16 protein-coding genes are annotated in these 18,006 nt (G+C 73.0%); 9 read left to right on the forward strand and 7 right to left on the reverse strand.

All coding sequences use genetic code 11. The annotated features are described in order from the left end of the window. Positions 1-13: 13 nt before the first annotated feature. The 3 genes from AMK24_RS07470 to AMK24_RS07480 form a co-directional block, all read right to left on the reverse strand. Positions 14-2,401, reverse strand: a complete 2,388-nt coding sequence (locus tag AMK24_RS07470; protein ID WP_073766305.1) for an ATP-binding cassette domain-containing protein — start codon at positions 2,399-2,401, stop codon at positions 14-16. A gap of 221 nt (positions 2,402-2,622) precedes the next feature. Further along, entirely contained in the window at positions 2,623-3,036 is a 414-nt protein-coding gene (locus tag AMK24_RS07475) for a VOC family protein (protein ID WP_073766307.1), read from the reverse strand. Positions 3,037-3,041: 5 nt separating this feature from the next. Beyond that, on the reverse strand, positions 3,042-3,467 hold the full coding sequence (locus tag AMK24_RS07480; RefSeq protein ID WP_073766309.1) for a helix-turn-helix transcriptional regulator: 426 nt from the start codon (positions 3,465-3,467) through the stop codon (positions 3,042-3,044). Positions 3,468-3,774: 307 nt separating this feature from the next. Here AMK24_RS07480 and AMK24_RS07485 point away from each other — a divergent pair, with 307 nt between their 5' ends. Genes AMK24_RS07485 through AMK24_RS35390 form a run of 4 tightly spaced genes read left to right on the forward strand, consistent with a single transcriptional unit; the run spans position 3,775 to position 7,123 of the window. Further along, positions 3,775-4,932 carry an acyl-CoA dehydrogenase family protein gene (locus tag AMK24_RS07485; RefSeq protein WP_030277503.1) on the forward strand — a complete coding sequence of 386 codons (1,158 nt, stop codon included), beginning with the start codon at positions 3,775-3,777 and terminating at the stop codon, positions 4,930-4,932. 18 nt (positions 4,933-4,950) lie between these two features. Then, positions 4,951-5,832, forward strand: coding sequence for an acyl-CoA thioesterase (locus AMK24_RS07490; protein WP_073766310.1), 882 nt, complete (start codon positions 4,951-4,953; stop codon positions 5,830-5,832). Between the two features lie 41 nt (positions 5,833-5,873). Further along, positions 5,874-6,857, forward strand: coding sequence for a cation diffusion facilitator family transporter (locus tag AMK24_RS07495; protein WP_073766719.1), 984 nt, complete (start codon positions 5,874-5,876; stop codon positions 6,855-6,857). Next, positions 6,854-7,123: a pentapeptide repeat-containing protein gene (locus AMK24_RS35390; RefSeq protein ID WP_384737913.1), complete on the forward strand. Its 270-nt coding sequence runs from the start codon at positions 6,854-6,856 to the stop codon at positions 7,121-7,123. Before AMK24_RS07495 ends, AMK24_RS35390 begins: the two co-directional genes overlap by 4 nt. On the opposite strand, the gene AMK24_RS07505 is transcribed toward AMK24_RS35390, so the two are convergent. The 3 genes from AMK24_RS07505 to AMK24_RS07515 all read right to left on the reverse strand — a co-directional run bounded on the left by AMK24_RS07505 (position 7,036) and on the right by AMK24_RS07515 (position 9,538). Beyond that, the gene (locus AMK24_RS07505) at positions 7,036-7,872 is read right to left on the reverse strand and encodes a phosphatase (RefSeq protein ID WP_073766312.1); all 837 of its coding nucleotides are present in this window, start codon (positions 7,870-7,872) and stop codon (positions 7,036-7,038) included. The two genes, AMK24_RS35390 and AMK24_RS07505, sit on opposite strands and share 88 nt — an antisense overlap. 275 nt (positions 7,873-8,147) lie before the next feature. Then, positions 8,148-8,813: a GOLPH3/VPS74 family protein gene (locus AMK24_RS07510; RefSeq protein WP_073766314.1), complete on the reverse strand. Its 666-nt coding sequence runs from the start codon at positions 8,811-8,813 to the stop codon at positions 8,148-8,150. 110 nt (positions 8,814-8,923) lie between these two features. Beyond that, on the reverse strand, positions 8,924-9,538 hold the full coding sequence (locus tag AMK24_RS07515) for an SACE_7040 family transcriptional regulator (protein WP_073766316.1): 615 nt from the start codon (positions 9,536-9,538) through the stop codon (positions 8,924-8,926). Positions 9,539-9,650: 112 nt separating this feature from the next. On the opposite strand from AMK24_RS07515, the gene AMK24_RS07520 reads away from it, so the two are divergent. From AMK24_RS07520 to AMK24_RS07535, 4 genes are read left to right on the forward strand one after another with little or no spacing between them, the layout of a single operon-like run. Continuing rightward, entirely contained in the window at positions 9,651-11,273 is a 1,623-nt protein-coding gene (locus AMK24_RS07520; RefSeq protein ID WP_073766318.1) for a carboxyl transferase domain-containing protein, read from the forward strand. Between the two features lie 7 nt (positions 11,274-11,280). Continuing rightward, a complete protein-coding gene (locus tag AMK24_RS07525; protein ID WP_073766320.1) occupies positions 11,281-13,239 on the forward strand; it encodes an acetyl/propionyl/methylcrotonyl-CoA carboxylase subunit alpha in 1,959 nt (652 codons plus the stop codon). A 17-nt stretch (positions 13,240-13,256) separates the two neighbouring features. Beyond that, entirely contained in the window at positions 13,257-14,204 is a 948-nt protein-coding gene (locus tag AMK24_RS07530) for a hydroxymethylglutaryl-CoA lyase (protein ID WP_073766322.1), read from the forward strand. Positions 14,205-14,211: 7 nt separating this feature from the next. After that, the gene (locus tag AMK24_RS07535) at positions 14,212-15,378 is read left to right on the forward strand and encodes an acyl-CoA dehydrogenase family protein (RefSeq protein WP_073766324.1); all 1,167 of its coding nucleotides are present in this window, start codon (positions 14,212-14,214) and stop codon (positions 15,376-15,378) included. 147 nt (positions 15,379-15,525) lie between these two features. Here AMK24_RS07535 and AMK24_RS07540 read toward each other — a convergent pair whose 3' ends face one another. Then, positions 15,526-15,906 carry an ArsR/SmtB family transcription factor gene (locus AMK24_RS07540; RefSeq protein ID WP_073766326.1) on the reverse strand — a complete coding sequence of 127 codons (381 nt, stop codon included), beginning with the start codon at positions 15,904-15,906 and terminating at the stop codon, positions 15,526-15,528. A gap of 94 nt (positions 15,907-16,000) precedes the next feature. Between AMK24_RS07540 and AMK24_RS07545 the strand changes: the two genes are divergently transcribed. Then, positions 16,001-17,989, forward strand: coding sequence for a heavy metal translocating P-type ATPase (locus AMK24_RS07545; protein WP_073766328.1), 1,989 nt, complete (start codon positions 16,001-16,003; stop codon positions 17,987-17,989). The last annotated feature ends 17 nt before the right edge of the window (positions 17,990-18,006 follow it).

The following is an 18,006-nucleotide window of genomic DNA, read 5'->3' on the forward strand; positions in this document are numbered from 1 at the left end:
TGCCCGGCCCGCCTCACTGCCCCACGTACTCCGCCAGGTGCTCGCCCGTCAGCGTCGAGCGGGCCGCGACCAGGTCGGCCGGGGTGCCCTCGAAGACGATCCTGCCGCCGTCGTGGCCCGCGCCGGGGCCGAGGTCGATGATCCAGTCGGCGTGGGCCATGACCGCCTGGTGGTGCTCGATGACGATCACCGACTTCCCGGAGTCGACCAGGCGGTCCAGCAGGCAAAGGAGCTGTTCCACGTCCGCGAGGTGCAGACCGGTGGTCGGCTCGTCGAGGACGTAGATCCCGCCCTTGTCGGCCATGTGCGTGGCCAGCTTGAGGCGTTGGCGTTCGCCGCCGGACAGGGTGGTCAGGGGCTGGCCGAGGCTCAGGTAGCCGAGGCCGACGTCCACGAGCCGGGCGAGGATCCTGTGCGCGGCCGGGAGGGCCGCGTCGCCGGAGCCGAAGAACTCCTCGGCCTCGGTGACCGACATCGCCAGGACCTCGCTGATGTCCCGGCCGCCCAGGTGGTAGTCGAGCACGGACGGCTGGAACCGCTTGCCCTCGCAGTCCTCGCACGGGCTGGAGACACCGGCCATGACGCCGAGGTCGGTGAAGATGACGCCCGCGCCGTTGCACGTGGGGCAGGCGCCCTCGGAGTTGGCGCTGAAGAGGGCGGGCTTCACGCCGTTGGCCTTGGCGAACGCCTTGCGGATCGGCTCCAGCAGGCCGGTGTACGTCGCCGGGTTGCTGCGGCGGGAGCCCTTGATGGGGCTCTGGTCGACCGAGACGACGTTCTCGCCCGCCGGGATCGAGCCGTGGACCAGGGAGCTCTTCCCGGAGCCGGCGACGCCCGTGATGACGGTGAGGACGCCGAGCGGGATGTCGACGTCCACGTCCTGGAGGTTGTGGGAGGCGGCCCCCCGGATCTCCAGCGCGCCCGTGGGCTTGCGGACCTCCTCCTTGAGGGCGGCCCGGTCGTCGAGGTGGCGGCCGGTGACGGTGCCGGAGGCGCGCAGGCCGTCCAGGGTGCCTTCGAAGCAGACGGTGCCGCCCGCCGTACCGGCGCCGGGGCCGAGGTCGACGATGTGGTCCGCGATGGCGATGGCCTCGGGCTTGTGCTCCACGACCAGGACCGTGTTGCCCTTGTCGCGCAGGCGCAGCAGCAGGTCGTTCATCCGCTGGATGTCGTGCGGGTGGAGGCCGATGGTCGGCTCGTCGAAGACGTAGGTGACGTCGGTGAGCGAGGAGCCGAGGTGGCGGATCATCTTGACGCGCTGGGCCTCGCCGCCGGACAGGGTGCCGGAGGGGCGGTCCAGGGCGAGGTAGCCGAGGCCGATCTCCACGAACGAGTCCAGTGTCTGCTGGAGCGCTTCGAGGAGCGGGGCGACCGAGGGCTCGTCCAGGTTCCGGACCCACTCCGCGAGGTCCCGGATCTCCATGGCGCAGGCGTCGGCGATGGAGATCCCGCCGATCTTCGAGGAGCGGGCGGCCTCGGTGAGCCGGGTTCCCTCGCACTCGGGGCAGGTGGCGAAGGTGACCGCGCGGTCGACGAACTCCCGGATGTGGGGCTGCATCGACTCGCGGTCCTTGGACAGGAACGACTTCTGGATCTTGGGGACCAGGCCCTCGAAGGTGAGGGTGGAGCCCTCCACCTTCACCTTGGTCGGCTCCCGGTAGAGGAAGTCCCGCATCTCCTTCTCGGTGAAGTCGGCGATCGGCTTGTTCGGGTCGAGGAACCCGGACTCGGCGTAGATCCGCACGGTCCACCAGCTGTCCGACTTCCAGCCGGGGATGGTGAACGCGCCCTCGGAGATCGACTTGGAGTCGTCGTAGAGCTGGCTGAGGTCGATGTCGGAGACGGTGCCGCGCCCCTCGCAGCGCTGGCACATGCCGCCGGTACGGCTGAACGTCGCCTTGACGGCCTTCTTGTCGCCGCGCTCGACGGTGATCGCGCCGCTCGCGGTGACCGAGGGGACGTTGAAGGCGAACGCGCCGGGCGGGCCGATGTGCGGGGCGCCGAGCCGGCTGAAGAGGATGCGGAGCATGGCGTTGGCGTCGGTGGCGGTGCCGACCGTGGAGCGGGGGTCGCTGCCCATGCGCTGCTGGTCGACGATGATCGCCGTCGTCAGACCGTCGAGGACATCGACGTCGGGCCGCGGCTGGGAGGGCATGAACCCCTGGACGAACGCGCTGTACGTCTCGTTGATCAGCCGCTGGGACTCGGCGGCGATGGTGCTGAAGACCAGCGAGCTCTTGCCCGAACCGGAGACCCCGGTGAACACCGTCAGCCGGCGCTTCGGCAGCTCGATGCTGACGTCCTTCAGGTTGTTCTCGCGCGCGCCGTGCACACGGATCAGGTCGTGGCTGTCGGCTGCGTGCGGGGCCGTCGGCTGTTCGGTCTTCGTTCTCGGAGCCATGCTCGTCGTCTCTCCATCGACTGGTGCGCCAGAGCTCGCCGGGTGGGTAAGTCCGGCTGCGTGTACGGCTGTTGCGGCTGGTTGTACGGCTGTGGCGGGCGTCCGCGCCCGTACGCGGAGCCTACGGGCCCTGCGGGAGGGACGAGGCCGGACGCCGGGGCCCGGACGACGGGCCCCGGCCCTGCGGGCGGGTGTGCGGGGTGTGCGGTCGGCGGGCGGTGCTACTTCTTCGCCTGGGTGATGCGCAGCATGTTCCCGGAAGGGTCCCTGAAGGCGCAGTCGCGGGCGCCGTACGGCTGGTCGATCGGTTCCTGGAGCACTTCGCCGCCCGCGGCGCGGACCTGCTCGAAGGCCGCGTCCACGTCGTCGGAGGCGAGGATGACGCCCCGCAGCATGCCCTTGGCGAGGAGCTCGGCCATGGTCCGCCGGTCGGCGGCCGGGGCGTTCGGGTCCGCGAGCGGGGGCTCCAGGACGATCTCGACGTCCGGCTGCGCGGGAGACCCGACGGTCACCCAGCGCATGCCTTCGAACCCGACGTCGTTGCGCACCTCCATACCCAGGGCGTCGCGGTAGAAGGCGAGCGCCTTGTCGTGGTCGTCGACGGCGATGAAGCACTGTGAAAGCTTGATGTCCATGGGTTTCACGCTACGGGCGGGGGCGGGCGATCCGCTTCTCCGTTTCTGACCGGTCGTGTGAGCATCTTGGCGACGCACGCGGGGACGGCCCCGCCGGCGTCGTGGGGGCGGGCCCGGTAGGCGCTCGGGCTCTCCCCGACCAGCTCCGTGAACCGGGTGCTGAACGAGCCCAGCGACGTACAGCCGACGGCGAAGCAGACGTCCGTGACGGACAGGTCGCCCCGCCGCAGCAGCGCCTTGGCCCGCTCGATGCGGCGGGTCATGAGATAGCTGTACGGGGTCTCGCCGAAGGCGGCCCGGAAGCTGCGGGAGAAGTGGCCCGCCGACATGAGGGCGTCGCGCGCCAGCGAGGGGACGTCGAGCGGTTCGGCGTACGCGCGGTCCATCCGGTCGCGGGCCCGCCGCAGCCGGGCCAGGTCCTCCAGCCTCACTCCCCCGCCTCCCCGCGGCCGCCGGCCCTTGGCCCCTCGGTCTCCCGCCCGTTCACGATTCCCACGTCGGCCCCCGATGCGTTCCGTTGCTTTCCGTTGCGTTCCGTACGCGGCCCGCGCCCGTGGCCGCGGCCGTCGCCCTCCGGTCCCGATCCTCCCCCACCCCACTGACAACCGGACTTCCGGCGATCGGGCCGGGTGCCGAGCATCACCCTGGACAGCGGCCACAACCGGCGGGTAACTTCGGAGGAGGACTGAGCAAGCGCTTAGCCGAGGACGACGCGACCGCCGACCAAGGAGGCACCCCGTGCGCCGTACGGTATTCAACGAGGACCACGAGGCGTTCCGGGAGACCATCCGCGCCTTCATCGCGGCCGAGGTCGTGCCGGTCTACGACGAGTGGTTCGCCGCGGGCCAGGCCCCGCGCGACTTCTACCTCAAGCTGGGCGAGCTGGGCATCTTCGGCATCGAGGTCGACGAGGAGTACGGCGGCGCGGGCATCGACTCGCACAAGTACGAGGCCGTCATCTACGAGGAGACCGCCCGCGCGGGCGTCTCCTTCGGCGGCTCCGGCGTGCACACGCTGCTCGGCCTGCCGTACATCAAGATGCTGGCCACCGACGACCAGAAGAAGCGCTGGCTGCCGAAGTTCGCCTCCGGCGAGGAGATGTGGGCCCTCGCGATGACCGAGCCGGGCACCGGCTCCGACGTCGCGGGCATGAAGACCACCGCCAAGCTCTCCGAGGACGGCACCCACTACGTCCTCAACGGCGCGAAGACCTTCATCACCGGCGGCGTCCACGCCGACCGCGTGATCGTCTGCGCCCGCACCGCCGCCCCCCGCGAGGACGACCGCCGCTTCGGCATCTCCCTCTTCGCCGTGGACACGAAGTCCGAGGGCTACTCGGTCGGCCGCAAGCTCGACAAGCTGGGTCTGCGGGTCTCCGACACCGCCGAGCTGGCGTTCGTCGACGTCAAGGTCCCCGTCGAGGACCTGATGGGCGAGGAGAACAAGGGCTTCGGCTACCTCGGCACCAACCTGGCCTCCGAGCGCTGGGGCATCGCCTTCGGCGCGTACGCCCAGGCCGCGGCGGCCGTCCGGTTCGCCAAGGAATACGTGCAGGACCGCACGGTCTTCGGCAAGACCGTCGCCTCGTTCCAGAACACCAAGTTCGAACTGGCCGCCTGCCAGGCCGAGGTGGACGCGGCCCAGGCCGTCGCCGACCGCGCGCTGGAGGCGCTGGACGCCGGCGAGCTGACGGCGGCCGAAGCGGCCTCCGCGAAGCTGTTCTGCACCGAGGTCGCGCACCGCGTCATCGACCGCTGCCTCCAGCTCCACGGCGGCTACGGCTTCATGAACGAGTACCCGATCGCCCGCCTCTACGCGGACAACCGGGTCAACCGCATCTACGGCGGCACCAGCGAGGTCATGAAGTCGATCATCGCCAAGTCCATGGGTCTGTAGAGGGGTTGCCTTCCCTCCATGACCGAGCGTCCTGATCCCCTGCTCGATCTGCTCCAGTTGCTCGACCTGGAGCGGATCGAGCGGGACATCTTCCGGGGTACGAGCCGCAGTTCGCTCGTGCCCCGGGTCTTCGGCGGCCAGGTGGCGGCCCAGGCGCTCGTCGCCGCGGGCCGCACCGTCCCCGCCGACCGCGCCGCCCACTCCCTGCACGCGTACTTCCTGCGGGCGGGCGACCCCGGCGCGCCCATCGTCTACACCGTGGACCGCATCCGCGACGGGCGCTCCTTCACCACCCGCCGCGTCGTCGCCGTCCAGCACGGGCAGCCGGTCTTCCACCTCTCCGCGTCCTTCCAGGCGCACGAGGAGGGCATGGAGCACCAGGTGCCCATGCCCTCCGCGCCCGACCCCGAGACGCTGCCGACCGCCGCCGAGATGCTGCCCCGGTACGCGGACCGCTTCAGCTCCCCGGGCGTGGTGGACCGGCTGATCGAGGCACGCGCGGCCGTGGACCTGCGCTACGTGGACACGCCGCCGTTCGCCACCGTGGGCGAGGCGCGCGAACCCCGTTCGCAGGTGTGGTTCCGGACCAACGGCAAGCTGGCCGACGACCCGCTGCTGCACGTCTGCCTGGCCACCTACGTCTCCGACATGACCCTGCTCGACTCGGTGCTGCTGGCCCACGGGCGGGGCGGCTGGGCGGTCGGGGACGTGGTCGGGGCGAGCCTGGACCACGCGATGTGGTTCCACCGGCCGTTCCGGGCGGACGAGTGGCTGCTGTACGACCAGGAGTCGCCCTCGGCCTCCGGCGGGCGCGGGCTCGGGCAGGCCCGCATCCACACCGCCGACGGACGCCTCGCGATCACCGTCATCCAGGAAGGCGTCGTCCGCGTTCCCCGGTGATGAGCCGCATCCGCAGCAGCATTTCGGACATACTCCCCACCATGAGTGACGTCGAAGCGAACGGAACGGACAGCACGGACGGCACGGACAGCGGCGGGGAATCCACGTTCACCGTGATCGTGGCGGCCGCCGCCAACCTCGGCATCGCCGTGGCCAAGGCCGCCGCCGGGTTGATCAGCGGCTCCAGTGCGATGCTCTCCGAGGCGGCCCACTCGGTCGCCGACACCGTCACCGAGGTCATGCTCCTCGCCGCGCTCAAGCGGAGCGGAAAGCCCGCCGACGAGGAACACCCCCTCGGCTACGGCCCGGAGCGCTACATCTGGGCGATGCTCGCCTCCATCGCCACCTTCGTCGGCGGGGCCGTCTTCTCGATCTACGACGGGGTGCACACCCTGGTCGCGGGCGAGGAGCCGGGCGACCCGCTCGTCTCGTACATCGTGCTGGCCGTCGCCTTCCTCCTGGAGGGCTACTCCCTGCGCACCGGGGTCAAACAGGTGCGGCGCGAGGCGTCACGGCTGCGGGTGCCGGACGCGTACTACCTGCGCCACACCCCCGACACGGCGGTGAAGGCCGTCGTGATGGAGGACTCGGCGGCCCTGGCCGGGCTGCTGCTGGCGGCGGGCGGCCTGCTGGGCGGCCAGCTCACCGGCTCGGGCGTCTGGGACGGGATCGCGTCCTGCCTGATCGGGCTGCTGCTGGTGTACGTGGCGTGGGTGCTGGGCCGCTCCAACGCGCAGCTCCTCATCGGCCGGCCGCTGCCCGCCGCGGTGCGCCGGGGCGTGCGCGAGGAACTGCTGTCGGTGCCGCACATCGTGGACGTCCTGGAGCTGACCACGCTGATCCAGGGGCCGACCGAGATGCTGATCGCCGCGAAGGTCGACTTCCGGGACACGGCCACCGCGGCCGAGGTCGAGGGGGCCTGCGAGGAGGCGGAGGCCCGGCTGCGCGAGCGGTTCCCGTCGATCCGGCGCGTGTACCTGGACCCGACGCCGGGACGGGCCCGGCGGGCGGGCCGCGGGTCCTGACCCGGGGCGCACGGTTCCGGGGCGCACGGTTCCGGGGCGTACGGTTCCGGGGCGTACGGTTCCGGGGCGTACGGTTCCGGGGCGCATGGTTCCGCGGGGCTCGGGCGCCCCGCCGGTGCCGCGCGCGGCGGCCCCTGACGCGTACGGGGCCGCCGCGCGGTTCACCCGCCGGAACCGGTCACGCGACCGGCCGACCGGCCTCTTCGGAGCCCGCGGCGTCCTCCGCGGGCTCCTCCTCCAGCAGCCCCGCCGCGTGCAGCAGGTAGTCCGTCATCGGGTCGTAGAAGCGCGGGTCGGTGACGTGGTCGTCGAGCGGGACCGTGACCTGGAGGGAGCCCTCCGCCTCGCCGAGGAAGAGCGCCGGGTCGTTGCAGTCCGCGTAACCGATCGCGTCCAGTCCGCGCTGTCCGGCGCACCCCGCCCAGCCGTGGTCCGCTACGACCAGATCGGGCAGCGGGCGGCCCAGGTGCGCCATGGCGTCCAGGACGGCGGCCATGGGGGCCGGGGAGTGGGTGTGCCACAGGGTGGCTCCGCGCTCCAGCATCGCGACGTCGGCGAACTGGAAGACCATGCCCTCGTCCGCCATCAGACCGGACGGGATGCGGACGATCTCGCAGCCGGCGCGGCGCAGCGCGTCCGCGGTCCGCCGGTGCACGTCCAGCAGGCCGCCGGGGTGGCCGGTGGCGAAGAGGACCCGCTCGCGGCCGTCGGCGGCCTTGCGCAGGCGGGCCGCCATCCGCTCCAGGGCGTCGACCGTCAGCTCGGGGTCGATGGTGTCCTGGCCCTGCCGGTGCGCGGGGTCGTCGTTGACGCCGCACCGCTCGGCCATCACCGCGAGCACGTCCTGCTCGTCGGTCCAGCGGTCGCCGAGTTCCAGACCCAGCCAGTAGTGGCGGTCGCCGTTGGCGAGCTTGCGGTAGTGGGAGAGGTTGTTGTCGCGCGGTGTGGCGACGTTCCCGGCGATACGCGTGCGGACGAGGTGGTCGACGAGGGCGGCGCGGCTGGGTATCGGCATGGACCCATTGTGCCGTCCCGTGTGCGCGGTGTGCCCGGTGTCCGGGCCGGCGGGCGGGACCCGCCCCTGCGGGAGGCGCGGCGGGCGGCCCGGCCCCTGGTCCGGCGACCGGGCCGCCTCCGGGCCGCCGCAGGGCCGGGCAAGTCTTCCGGAACTGTTCACCCCCGCGCGACCTGCCTCTTCCTCCGCCGGCCGGGGGCCGGGGCCGGTACCGGAGAGGACGGCCACGAGGTCTCCACCACCCGGACCGCCCCGCGGGGGCCGCGGCGGGGCGGCTACGACACCACGGAGAGCACCGTCACCAGGGTCACCGCGGAGATCGCGGCCTGGAGGGTGCGGATCGCCTCGCGCACGCTGACGCCCGCCCAGTGGCCTTCCGCGATCTCGGCCATGCGCGGGGCCACCCGCTTCTTCGGCGTCCCGGGGAACGCCTGGGGGTGCATGCCCGTGGCGTGCAGCAGTGCGACGAGGGAGCTGGTGCGGGCGTCCGGCTCGGCCCCTTCCAGGACCACGGCGTCCAGCCGGGCGCGCAGTTCGCGCTCGACGGTTCCGTCCGCCTCCGGGTAGCGGCGGACCGGGAAGACGCCGAGCGCCCGGTGCTTCTCCTCGGTCACCAGGCCGCGCGCGACGAGGCTCGCCACGACGTCCTGCGACCCCTTGGAGTGCTCCCGGGTCAGCCAGTCCGCCACCTTGCGGCTGCTGGACGCACCGTGGACCCATCGGGTGAGCCGGTCGAGCCGGCCGTCCAGGAGCGGGTCGCCCGTGGGGGTCGGGTCGAAGACCTCGACACGGCCGGCCTTCACCGTGGCGCGGCCCGCCATGACCAGCTCCAGGAGCATGCCCGCCGCCACGCCCCAGCGGGCCGCGGTCTCCCCCTGCGCGGCGCCGGTCGCGTCGTCCAGCGACAGCAGCATGATCTCTTCACCCAGTGAGACGGCCATGGTTGCGGCTCCCCGATTCCTCGCGTAGTGACCGGAGAGACGTACGTACCCGGTCCGGGGTTGCCCGGAACCCTCGGGCGGCCGTACGGCGGGAGCCGCGGGTCGGGCGGTCAGGACGGTTCCGCGGCGGCGAAGGCGCCCCGGGCCAGCCGGTGCAGCAGGGCGGCGGTGGCCGCGCGGCCGGGCAGGGCGTCGGGGCGGGCCAGGTGCGGGGTGGAGTTCAGCAGGCCGAAGACGGCGTGCACGGTGACGCGGGCCCGGTTCTCGGCCAGCGACGGGTAGAGGGCGCGGACGACGCCGACCCAGACCTCGACGTACTCCCGCTGGAGCCGTCGCACCCGCTTGCGGTCCGTGTCGCGCAGCCGGTCCAGCTCCCGGTCGTGGAGGGTGATCAGGGGGCGGTCGTCGAGGGCGAAGTCGATGTGGCCCTCGATGAGCGCGTCCAGGAGGGCCTCCGGGGAGCCGCCGCCCCGGGCCTCGTCCTCCGCCACCCGCCGCCGCCCGCCCTCCAGGAGGCGTTCGCTGATCCCCACCAGCAGTTCGGCGAGCATCGCGTCCTTGCCGGGGAAGTGCCGGTAGAGGCCGGGGCCGCTGATCCCGACGGCGGCGCCTATCTCGTCGACGCCGACCCCGTGGAAGCCGCGCTCGGCGAAGAGGCGGGCGGCCTCCCGGAGGATCTGCTCGCGGCGGGTGGGGGCCGCGACGCGGGCGGCATGGGTGCTCATGGGGATTCATTCTAGACAGGGCCGTTAGCGCTCGTTAACCTGAGGCGGACGCGTTAACGCTCATTAACAGCAGCGGTCGACTATCGCGGTACGGGCAAGGGGGCTCGACACGATGCAGCAGGCACCGGTCCTGACGAGTGCGGCCGATCCCGCCTCGGAGGCCTGGCAGGCCAACGAGGCGGCGCATCGCGCGCTCTCCGACGAGTTGGCGGGCCGCCTCGCCAGGGCGCGGCTGGGCGGGGGTGAGAAGGCGCGCGCCCGCCACGAGGCGCGCGGCAAGCTGCTCCCCCGGGACCGGGTGGACACCCTCCTCGACCCTGGCTCGCCGTTCCTGGAGCTGGCCCCGCTGGCGGCGAACGGGATGTACGGCGACCAGGCCCCCGCGGCCGGTGTCATCGCGGGCATCGGGCGGGTCTCCGGCCGGGAGTGCGTGATCGTCGCCAACGACGCGACCGTCAAGGGCGGCACGTACTACCCGATGACCGTGAAGAAGCACCTGCGCGCCCAGGAGGTGGCGCTGGAGAATCGTCTCCCCTGCCTGTACCTGGTGGACTCGGGCGGCGCGTTCCTGCCGATGCAGGACGAGGTCTTCCCCGACCGGGACCACTTCGGGCGGATCTTCTACAACCAGGCCCGGATGTCGGGGGCGGGGATTCCGCAGATCGCGGCGGTCATGGGCTCCTGCACGGCGGGCGGGGCGTATGTCCCGGCGATGAGCGACGAAGCCGTCATCGTCCGGAACCAGGGCACGATCTTCCTCGGCGGCCCGCCGCTGGTGAAGGCCGCGACCGGCGAGGTCGTCACGGCGGAGGAGCTGGGTGGCGGCGAGGTCCACTCCCGTACGTCGGGGGTCACCGACCACCTCGCGGAGGACGACGCGCACGCCCTGCGGATCGTCCGGACCATCGTCGCGACCCTCCCGGACCGCGCCCCGCTGCCCTGGTCGGTCGAGCCGGCCGAGGAGCCGAAGGCGGACCCGGCCGGGCTGTACGGGGCGGTCCCGGTGGACTCCCGCACCCCGTACGACGTACGCGAGGTGATCGCCCGGGTGGTGGACGGCTCGCGGTTCCAGGAGTTCAAGGCGGAGTACGGGCAGACGCTGGTCACCGGCTTCGCCCGCATCCACGGCCATCCGGTCGGGATCGTCGCGAACAACGGCATCCTGTTCTCCGAGTCGGCCCAGAAGGGCGCGCACTTCATCGAGCTGTGCGACCAGCGCGGCATCCCGCTCGTCTTCCTCCAGAACATCTCCGGCTTCATGGTCGGACGCGACTACGAGGCGGGCGGCATCGCCAAGCACGGCGCGAAGATGGTCACCGCGGTGGCCTGCACCCGGGTCCCGAAGCTGACGGTCGTCGTCGGCGGTTCGTACGGGGCGGGCAACTACTCGATGTGCGGGCGGGCCTACAGCCCCCGCTTCCTGTGGATGTGGCCGAACGCCAAGATCTCGGTGATGGGCGGCGAGCAGGCCGCCTCCGTGCTGGCCACCGTCAAGCGCGACCAGCTCGGCGACGACTGGAGCGCCGAGGACGAGGAGGAGTTCAAGGCTCCGATCCGCGCCCAGTACGAGACCCAGGGCAACGCGTACTACGCCAGCGCCCGCCTCTGGGACGACGGAGTGATCGACCCCGTGGACACCCGGCAGGTGCTGGGCCTCGCCCTGACCGCCTGCGCCAACGCCCCGCTGCCCCAGAAGGACCCGGCCGGTCCGGGCTTCGGCGTCTTCCGGATGTGAGGAACAGATGACGACGATGTTCGACACCGTGCTGGTCGCCAACCGCGGCGAGATCGCGGTCCGGGTGATCCGCACCCTGCGCGAGCAGGGCGTGCGCTCGGTCGCGGTCTTCAGCGACGCGGACGCGGACGCCCGGCACGTACGGGAGGCGGACACGGCGGTCCGCATCGGCCCGCCGCCCGCGGCCGAGAGCTATCTGAACGTGGCGGCGCTCCTGGAGGCGGCCCGGCGCACGGGCGCGCAGGCCGTCCACCCGGGGTACGGGTTCCTCGCGGAGAACGCCGGGTTCGCGCAGGCGTGCACGGACGCGGGGCTGGTCTTCATCGGACCGCCCGCCGCCGCGATCGCGCTGATGGGCGACAAGATCCGGGCGAAGGAGACGGTGGCGGCGGCCGGGGTGCCGGTCGTGCCCGGCTCCTCCGGCAGCGGCCTGACCGACGCCCGGCTGGAGGAGGCGGCGCGGGAGATCGGCATGCCGGTCCTCCTCAAGCCCTCGGCGGGCGGCGGCGGCAAGGGCATGCGCCTGGTCCGGGACGCGGAGGCGCTGGCGGACGAGATCGCGGCGGCCCGCCGCGAGGCGCGGGCCTCCTTCGGCGACGACACGCTGCTCGTGGAGCGGTGGATCGACCGCCCCCGCCACATCGAGATCCAGGTGCTGGCCGACGCCCACGGCAACGTGATCCACCTGGGCGAGCGCGAGTGCTCCCTCCAGCGCCGCCACCAGAAGATCATCGAGGAGGCGCCCAGCGTCCTGCTGGACGAGGGGACCCGGGCCGCGATGGGCGAGGCGGCCGTGCAGGCGGCCCGCTCCTGCGGGTACACGGGCGCGGGCACGGTGGAGTTCATCGTGCCGGGCGACGACCCGTCCTCGTACTACTTCATGGAGATGAACACCCGCCTCCAGGTCGAGCACCCGGTGACCGAGCTGGTCACCGGCCTGGACCTGGTGGAGTGGCAGCTGCGGGTCGCGGCGGGCGAACGGCTCCCGTACGCCCAGGAGGACATCCGGCTCGACGGCTGGGCGATCGAGGCCCGCGTCTGCGCCGAGGACCCCTCCCGGGGCTTCCTGCCCTCGGGCGGCACGGTGCTGGCGCTGCGCGAGCCGCAGGGCGGCGGGGTGCGGACGGACTCGGGGCTCAGCGAGGGCGTGCCGGTGGGCAGCCTGTACGACCCGATGCTGTCGAAGGTCATCGCCTACGGTCCCGACCGCCCGACCGCCCTGCGCAAGCTGCGGGCGGCCCTGGCGGACACGGTGATCCTGGGCGTCCCGACCAACGCGGGCTTCCTGCGCCGCCTGCTGGCCCACCCGGACGTCGTCGCGGGAGACCTGGACACGGGGCTGGTCGAGCGCGAGGCGGAGGGCCTGGTGCCGGACGGCGTTCCGGACGAGGTCTACGCGGCGGCCGCCGCGGTCCGCCGGGAGGCGTTGGAGCCCCGGCCGGACGCGGGCGGCTGGACGGACCCGTTCTCGGTGCCGAACGGATGGCGGACGGGGGGCGTACGGGTGCCGCCGGCGTTCCCGCTGCGGGTGCCGGGCACGGACCCGGTGACGTACGGGGCTCCGGGCGGCGCGAGGGTGACGGCGGCCCGGGTCACGGTCGAACAGGACGGCGCGCTCGTCCACTTCCACCGCTCCGGCGACTGGCTCGGCCGGGACGGGGACACCTGGCACGTCCAGGACCACGACCCGGTGGAGGCGTCCCTGAGCGGGGCGGGCCGCGGCGGGGCGGACACCCTGGCGGCCCCGATGCCGGGCACGGTCACGGTGGTGAAGGTGGCCGTGGGCGACGAGGTCGAGGCGGGTCAGAGCCTGCTCGTGGTGGAGGCGATGAAGATGGAGCACGTGATCTCGGCCCCGCACTCGGGGACCGTGGCCGAGCTGAACGTCACGGCGGGCGCGACGGTGGCGATGGACCAGGTCCTGGCGGTCGTGGTCCCGGCCGCCGCCGGCGGGGAGGACGCGTGAGCGCCCGGTCGCTGCCCATGACGGTCCCGGCCGCCGGGCTGCCGGCCCGGGTGCGCATCCACGAGGTGGGCGCCCGGGACGGGTTGCAGAACGAGAAGGAGACGGTCCCGACGCCGGTGAAGGCGGAGTTCATCCGCCGCCTGGCAAAGGCCGGCCTCACCACCATCGAGGCGACCAGCTTCGTCCACCCGAAGTGGGTTCCCCAACTCGCGGACGCGGAGCAGCTGTTCCCGCTGCTCGGTGACGTCGCGGACGTGGGTGACGTCTCTCTCCCCGTCCTCGTCCCGAACGAACGCGGACTGGACCGGGCGCTGGCGCTCGGCGCCCGGTCGATCGCGGTGTTCGGCTCGGCGACGGAGACGTTCGCCGCCCGCAACCTGAACCGGACCGTGGCCGAGTCGCTGGCCATGTTCGAGCCGGTGGTGGCCCGCGCGAAGGCGGACGGGGTCCGGGTGCGCGGGTATCTGTCGATGTGCTTCGGCGACCCCTGGGAAGGCGCGGTGCCGGTGGCGCAGGTGGTCGGGGTCGCGAAGGCCCTGATGGACCTGGGCTGCGACGAACTGTCGCTGGGCGACACCATCGGGGTGGCGACGCCGGGCCACGTGACGGCCCTGCTGACCGCGCTGAACGAGGCGGGCGTGGCGACGCCCGCGGTCGGCGTCCACTTCCACGACACGTACGGCCAGGCGCTGTCGAACACCCTGGCGGCGCTCCAGCACGGGGTGACGACGGTGGACGCGTCGGCGGGCGGGCTGGGCGGCTGCCCGTACGCGAAGAGCGCGACGGGCAACCTGGCCACCGAGGACCTCGTGTGGATGCTCGACGGCCTGGGCGTCGAGACGGGCGTCGATCTCCCCGCGCTCGCCGCCACCAGCGCCTGGCTGGCCGAACACCTGGGCCGACCGAGCCCGTCCCGCACGGTCCGCGCCCTGTCCCCCTCTTCCTCCGCCTCCCACAAGGAGTGAGCAATCCATGTCCCTGGACCACCGGCTGACCGCCGAGCACGAGGAACTGCGCCGCACGGTCGAGGAGTTCGCGCACGACGTGGTCGCGCCGAAGATCGGCGACCTCTACGAGCGCCACGAGTTCCCCTACGAGATCGTGCGCGAGATGGGGCGGATGGGCCTGTTCGGGCTGCCGTTCCCGGAGGAGTACGGCGGCATGGGCGGCGACTACCTCGCGCTCGGCATCGCCCTGGAGGAGCTGGCCCGGGTCGACTCGTCGGTGGCGATCACCCTGGAGGCGGGGGTGTCGCTGGGCGCGATGCCCCTGCACCTGTTCGGCACGGAGGAGCAGAAGCGGCGGTGGCTGCCGAAGCTGTGCGCGGGTGAGGCGCTGGGCGCGTTCGGCCTGACCGAGCCGGACGGCGGTTCGGACGCGGGCGGCACGCGGACGACGGCGGTGCTGGACGAGGCGACGGATGAGTGGGTGATCAACGGTTCGAAGTGCTTCATCACCAACTCCGGTACGGACATCACGGAGTTGGTGACGGTCACCGCCGTGACGGGCCGCAAGGAGGACGGCCGCCCCCTGATCTCCGCGATCATCGTCCCCTCGGGCACCCCCGGCTTCACGGTGGCCGCCCCGTACTCCAAGGTCGGCTGGAACTCCTCGGACACCCGCGAGCTGTCCTTCACGGACGTGCGCGTCCCGGCGGCGAACCTCCTGGGTGAACAGGGCCGGGGCTACGCCCAGTTCCTGCGCATCCTGGACGAGGGCCGGATCGCGATCTCCGCCCTGGCGACCGGCCTGGCCCAGGGCTGTGTGGACGAGTCGGTGAAGTACGCGCACGAGCGGCACGCCTTCGGCAGGCCGATCGGCGCGAACCAGGCGATCCAGTTCAAGATCGCCGACATGGAGACGCGCGCCCACATGGCCCGCATCGGCTGGCGGGACGCGGCGTCCCGCCTGGTGGCGGGCGAGCCGTTCAAGAAGCAGGCGGCGATCGCGAAGCTGTACTCCTCGACGGTGGCGGTGGACAACGCCCGCGACGCCACGCAGATCCACGGCGGTTACGGCTTCATGAACGAGTACCCGGTGGCGCGGATGTGGCGCGACTCGAAGATCCTGGAGATCGGCGAGGGCACGAGCGAGGTCCAGCGGATGCTGATCGCCCGGGAGCTGGGTCTGCCGGGCTGAGCCCCGCCCCTCCCCGCACCGGCCCCCGTGGACACTCCGCGGGGGCCGGCCCTGTGAGCCGTGGTGGAACCTCACCGGACAGCGTTCGCCGCGGACGGAACGCCTGACGCATGCGCCGTCGGCGTGCACGCGCGTGCGGGACCTGGTTCAGCGGTCGGCGGAGGCGGGTTCGCGGGCGGGCGCGTCGTGCAGCCCGAGGCGCAGGTGCTCCACGTGGTAGAGGGCCTGGTCGAGGAGTTGGGCGACGTGGTCGTCGTAGAGGGAGTAGACGATGCTGCGGCCCCGGCGTTCGCCGGTGACCAGGCCGAGGTTGCGCAGCAGGCGCAGTTGGTGGGAGCAGGCCGAGCTCTCCATGCCGACCGCTTCGGCGAGGTCGCCGACGGAGCAGGGGCCCTCCTGGAGGCGGGCGAGGATGTAGAGCCGGGAGGGCGTGGCCAGGGCCTGGAGGGTGGCGGCGACGTCGGCGGTGCCGACCGCGTCGAGGCGCTCGCGGGTACCGGCGCTGGTGGTGGTGCGTCCATGGCCCATGCCCTCATCATACCGGCGACACCTGAAAACCTGTTCATGTATTCCTGTACGGTGGGGTTGTCGCCCCGTCCCGCCCGTGAAGGGTTGTTCCGCCATGCCTTCTGTCCTGGACCAGCGGTCCGCGCCGCCCGCCGGAGGCCCGCGCCCGGCTCCGCCCCGGCGCCGCACCCGGGTGCTCGCACTGCCGGAGGCCCGCTGGGCGCTCGCCTCCCTGGTGCTGTTCCTGCTCGCCCTGCCCGTCCACCTGCTCCACGGGCCCGGATGGCTGTGGGGGGCGCTGTTCGCCGCCACGTACGTCACCGGCGGGTGGGAGCCCGGCTGGGAAGGGCTGAAGGCCCTGAAGGACAGGACGCTGGACGTGGACCTGCTGATGGTGGTGGCCGCGCTCGGGGCCGCCGCGATCGGCCAGGTCCTCGACGGCGCGCTGCTGATCGTCATCTTCGCCACCTCAGGCGCCCTGGAGGCCGTCGCCACCGCGCGGACGGCGGACTCCGTGCGCGGCCTGCTCGACCTCGCCCCGACCACCGCCGTCCGGCTCCTGCCCGACGGCGCCGAGGAGACGGTGGACACCGGGGAGCTGGCGGTCGGCGACACGGTGCTGGTCCGCCCCGGCGAGCGCGTCGGCGCGGACGGGCGGGTGGTGGACGGCGCCGGCGAGGTGGACCAGGCCACCATCACCGGCGAGCCGCTGCCGGTGGCCAAGCAGACGGGCGACGAGGTGTTCGCCGGCACCGTCAACGGCACCGGCGCGCTGCGGGTGCGGGTGGAGCGGGATCCGGCGGACTCGGTGATCGCCCGGATCGTGAAGATGGTCGAGGAGGCATCCGAGACCAAGGCCCCCACCCAGCTCTTCATCGAGAAGATCGAGCAGCGCTACTCGATCGGCATGGTCATCGCGACCCTCGCCGTCTTCGGCGTTCCGCTCGCCTTCGGCGACACGCTCGACGCGGCGCTGTTGCGGGCGATGACGTTCATGATCGTGGCCTCGCCGTGCGCGGTGGTGCTGTCCACCATGCCGCCGCTGCTGTCCGCCATCGCCAACGCCGGACGCCGGGGCGTGCTGGCGAAGTCCGCCGTCGTGATGGAACGTCTCGGCCAGATCGACACCGTCGCCCTGGACAAGACCGGCACCCTGACCGAAGGCGCCCCCTACGTCACGGACATCCGGCCGCTGCCCGGCGGCGGGCTCGACGAGCCCGCGCTCCTGGCCCTGGCCGCCTCCGCCGAGCACCCCAGCGAACACCCGCTCGCCCGCGCGATCGTCGCCGCAGCCCGCGACCGCGGCCTGCCCCTCGCCGGCGCCGACGACTTCGCCTCCACGCCGGGCCGGGGCGTCACCGCCACCGTCGACGGCCGCACCGTCACCGTCGGCGCCCCCGGCCGCCTCCTCGCCGACGCCCCCCGCACCCCGCACCGCACGGCCGTGGCCGAACTGGAGGAGGGCGGACGCACCGCCGTGACCGTCCTGTCCGACGGCGTCCCGGTCGGGGTGCTCGGCATCGCCGACCGGTTGCGGCCCGACGCGGCGGCCACCGTCGCCGCCCTCACCCGTCTGACCGGCCGCGCCCCCGTCCTGCTCACCGGCGACAACGAGCGCGCCGCGGCCCGTCTCGCCGCGGAGGTCGGCATCACCGACGTGCGGGCCGGACTGCTGCCCCAGGACAAGGTCGCCGCCGTCAAGGAGTGGGAGGCCGAGGGCCGCAAGGTGCTGGTCGTCGGCGACGGGGTCAACGACGCCCCCGCCCTGGCCGCCGCGCACGCCGGTATCGCCATGGGCCGCGTCGGCTCCGACCTCGCCCTGGAGACCGCCGACGCCGTCGTGGTCCGGGACGAACTGGCCGCCATCCCCTCCGTCGTCCAGCTCTCGCGCACCGCGCGCCGGCTGGTCGTCCAGAACCTGGCCATCGCCGGGACGTTCATCGCCGCCCTCGTCGCCTGGGACCTGATCGGCGCCCTCCCCCTGCCGCTCGGGGTCGCCGGCCACGAAGGCTCCACCGTCATCGTCGGGCTCAACGGCCTGCGCCTGCTACGCGAGGCCGCCTGGCCCCGCCCCGCCCAGGACGCCGCCGTCTCGCCCCCCTGAGACCGTCGCAGGCGGAG

Source organism: Streptomyces sp. CB02366 (assembly GCF_001905905.1).
Taxonomy (GTDB): domain Bacteria; phylum Actinomycetota; class Actinomycetes; order Streptomycetales; family Streptomycetaceae; genus Streptomyces.